Genomic DNA, 3,554 nt, shown 5'->3' with positions numbered 1-3,554 from the left:
GTTGTTCGGCGTGAACACCCACATTCCGTCGTGCTCGGGCACATTTCGCACCAGCGTCTTGAACCTCAGGCGTAGCGCGAGCAGCCGGAAGATCATTTCATCGCGACGTGCCATCTGGCGCATCACGAAGACCGATACGGGAATGAGCAGCAGGAACCAGAAGTTGAAGTACATCGCCAACAACAGACCCGTGCCTGCACCCATGAAGAAAGGGATATAAGGCACGCCCATGAACATGGGCGGTCGGGTGCAGCCGCGAAATAGCGCGTTCTTATGCATGGATATGGATGAAGTGCATCGCTACGTTCATGGCATCGATTAGCAGGCCGGCGGTGCTGCTGCCGCCGCTGCTCTGGGTGCATGCCGAGGCGCCACTGCCACTGCCGTTGCCGCCCACGACCATCTTGGCGACCTGAGCCGCTGCGCCGATCATCACACCACCGATCAGGGCCGGAGCCACGTCAGCGATGCGCTTGTGCGCGAAGGCGATGCCATAGCCGGAGAAGATCACCGCGATCGTCACGACGACGATGGATGCAGCGTTGAGCAATGAGTTGATGTCCTGGAAGAAGCCGCACACCTTGGTGCCGGTCTCGCCGACCTGCGCGAGCGCAAGGCTCGGGATCATCAGGGCGGCCACAAGGGCGAACGTGCCGATGGCGTTCATCAGCGGCTTCTTGGACGTGGCAAACGCCTTGGACAGAGAGGGCAGGGCCATCACGAGGTTCCTCTTTACAGTTCAGATAGAGACGGCAGACGCCGCCGGACGAAGGACGGGGCCGCGGCGCGGACCCGGGTTGCGGTGGCCCGAAGGCCGACGTGACGAGGCAGGGACTCCGTCACGTGTAGGGGTGGCATGAGGTCAGAACACGAAGGCGCCATCGCTGCCTCCGTTGCGTAGATCGGCGGGGTCCTGGCGTGGGCCAGGCTGGACGACCGGTGTGGCGGTTCCCTGGGTGGGCGCGGCGTCACGCGGGCCGCGGACCTGGGGTACGAAGATATTGGGATCACCCGCCTGTTGCGGCGCTTGCGCCGGAGCGCTTCCTGTCGCATTGGCAGACACGCCGATCTGCGACATGACGGCGGCGGTGGTGGGATCGGTACGAATTCGGCCTGGCTGTTTGGTCAGGTCGACCTGGGGTAAGCGAGCTCCAACCTGGGACAGCGCGGCCGCCGTGGCCGGGTCGGTCGGGATCGGTCCGAGCGGCGCGTCAGGCGTGGGCGTCAATACCGGGTTCGTGACCGGGACGACGCCGGCAGGCAATGTCTGCACTGGCACGCTCTGCGCCTGCGCGAGCATCTGGGACCGCGCTAGCGATGTCGTCTCTGGCATACCCGTGCCGGTTGCCGACGCAACGGTTGGTCCGATGACCGATGCGGCGGCGGCGTCGACGACGCGGCGCATGGCGACGCGGTAAGCGGGGCCGTCGGTGGTGATGCCGGTGACACCGTTGCCAACGCTGACGACCCGCACGGGGATCTTGGTCGCTTCGAGCGGGATCGCCTGGGCACCGGCGACCATTCCGCTCTTCGCCATCGAATTGAAAATGCGCTGGACGTAACCATCCTGGTACCCGGTCGTGAAGTTGCCTGAGTAGTAACAGCTGAAGGCCTTGCCCCAATCCTTGCCCGCGCTGGCATAGCACTGGGCGAGAATCTGCGAGCCGGCGCTAAGGTTAGGGCAGTATTCGAAAGCCTTTTCATAGCTGTCCAGACCGTACTTGCCGAGGTTCGCGCGATTCACCTGAGCGACGCCCAGCGAGTAGTTGTAGCCGTTCTTTTCCAGCATGCGAACGGTGGCGACGGCTTCAGGAAGGTTCTGTGGTTGGCGCACGAGCTTGCCGCCCACCACGCCGATGGCGTACGGGTTGTGGCTCGACTCCACGTTGACGACGTGCTGCATCACCTCGGCCGGTACGGCAAGGTTTTGACAGCCCATCATTTCCATTCCTGGTACCACCTTTGAAACTCCTGTTTGATGACCGGTGTGTGTGTGTGTGCGTTACCCCCCGTTCGCGCCCAGGGCGCGAGCCGGGTTGAAATCGATGCCGGTGATATAGCGCCGGCCCGCATGTGCCTTGATGTGAACCACGATGTCGATCGTCAGCATCAGCAGTCGTTTGATCGTCGCGAATTCCAGTCCCGCTCCTTCCGTGGACGCCTTTACCATCAGTGCCAGCTGGTCCCAGGTCTGCTCGACGCTGCCTGCATGGCAGCTTGTGATTGACCCTGGGTGACCGGATGCGCAATTTCGGATGAAGTAAAACGACTCATCGCCGCGCAGCTCGGCCAGGATGATCCTGTCCGGTTTCATGCGCAGGCAGGCTTCCATGCAACTCTTCGCCGTGACGTTGGCGGCGCTTTGGCCACCCTTGGAATAGATCAGGTGCACGACGTTCGGCTGATCGATGAACAGCTCGCGCGCATCCTCGATCGTGACCAGTCGCTCGTCATCGGGAATGTGGTGCACGAGCGACTTCATGAAGGTGGTTTTGCCACTTCCGGTAGCACCCGAGACGACGATGTTCTTCTTGTTGAGCACCGCATGGCGGAAGAAGTCCGCGTAGCGACGTTCAGCCCGTAGATCGAGAAGTTCCTTGTCAGCCTGGCTGATCGTGTTCGCGCCTTCGAGGATCTCGTTGAAGAATCCGTCCTCGCTGTACTGCGCGAGAGTGCGTGTCTCCTTCGACGGGAGGCGAATGGTGATCGATACACGCCCGGCCTCGCAGGCAGGCGGGATGACGAACTGCGCGCGCTGGCCGGTGGGAAAGGTCAGCGACACTACGGGGTCCGTATCCGTGATTCGCTGACCGGTATTGCTCTCGTTGACGACGGCGGTGCAGAACTGGCGTGCACGCTCGAACGTCAGTGACGGCACTTCAACACGCTGCCAGCCACCCCGGCGCTCGAGATAAAGCTCGCCAGGGCGGTTGATACAGATTTCGGTGACATCCGATGAGGCAAGGAAATCCTTCACTCCCAGTACCTCGTACTGGTACTCGAGGAAGTCATTGCCGATGGATGCCAGTGCGCCGTCGTCCATAGTCGTCTCAGTACCTCGTAACCACGCCGGTGAAGTCGACGTCCTTGGCTACATAGATCGCCAGCACGGTGCCCTGGTTGATCGTGACGGTGGCGGGGCGGTTGGCCTGACGTTGCACGGCAGAGTTGGCAAGCTGCTGGATCGTGTCGGCCGTGTTGCTTTCGAACGGACTCTGCGTGACGACGCCGTTGCTGATCGTCGTTTGGCGGGGACCATGCTCGGCTGCTTCGTACTTGAAAGCGTCGCTGAGCAAGCTGATAAGCAACGCTGAGCCGATACGACTGCCCCAGTGGGCGTTATAAAGGCCGGGGTGGCCCGCACCGCCCAAGGTGTCGATGCCCGGGCTGGCCATGTTCACGTCGATACCAGTAGGCGTGACGATGCGGTCCCAGATGACGGCGACGCGCGGGCCGTTCGGTTCCATTTCGTACTTGCCCATGACCTTCGAGCCCTTCGGCAGCAACAGGCGCTTGGAGGTGAATGAGTTGTCGGGTTGGGTGACGACGCCGTT

4 protein-coding genes and 1 pseudogene are annotated in these 3,554 nt (G+C 62.2%); all 5 read right to left on the bottom strand.

The genetic code is table 11. The annotated features are described in order from the left end of the window. The coding region (locus AC1DT2_RS18205) for a VirB3 family type IV secretion system protein (protein WP_477297885.1) at window positions 1-279 on the bottom strand (279 nt) is incomplete at its 3' end. Beyond that, window positions 272-718, bottom strand: a complete 447-nt coding sequence (locus tag AC1DT2_RS18200; protein ID WP_063570703.1) for a TrbC/VirB2 family protein — start codon at window positions 716-718, stop codon at window positions 272-274. The genes AC1DT2_RS18200 and AC1DT2_RS18205, both read right to left, overlap by 8 nt. Before the next feature lie 824 nt (window positions 719-1,542). After that, window positions 1,543-1,948 (bottom strand): annotated as a pseudogene (locus AC1DT2_RS18195) (lytic transglycosylase domain-containing protein); the annotation flags it as partial. Between the two features lie 54 nt (window positions 1,949-2,002). Further along, window positions 2,003-3,043, bottom strand: coding sequence for a P-type DNA transfer ATPase VirB11 (gene virB11 / locus AC1DT2_RS18190; RefSeq protein WP_477297883.1), 1,041 nt, complete (start codon window positions 3,041-3,043; stop codon window positions 2,003-2,005). A 7-nt stretch (window positions 3,044-3,050) separates the two neighbouring features. Then, on the bottom strand, window positions 3,051-3,554 hold a 504-nt coding region (locus tag AC1DT2_RS18185; RefSeq protein ID WP_477297882.1), incomplete at its 5' end, for a TraB/TrbI/VirB10 family type IV secretion system protein.

The sequence above is a fragment of the Luteibacter sp. P4_E6 genome (assembly GCF_056401535.1).
Note: the sequence above shows the minus strand (reverse complement) of the source record. Positions and strands in the feature narration are given on the sequence as shown.

Excerpts from the sequence above, each read along its gene's own strand:
- AC1DT2_RS18200 (WP_063570703.1), bottom strand. The coding sequence starts at position 718 with ATGGCCCTGCCCTCTCTGTCCAAGGCGTTTGCCACGTCCAAGAAGCCG.
- virB11 (WP_477297883.1), bottom strand. The coding sequence starts at position 3,043 with ATGGACGACGGCGCACTGGCATCCATCGGCAATGACTTCCTCGAGTAC.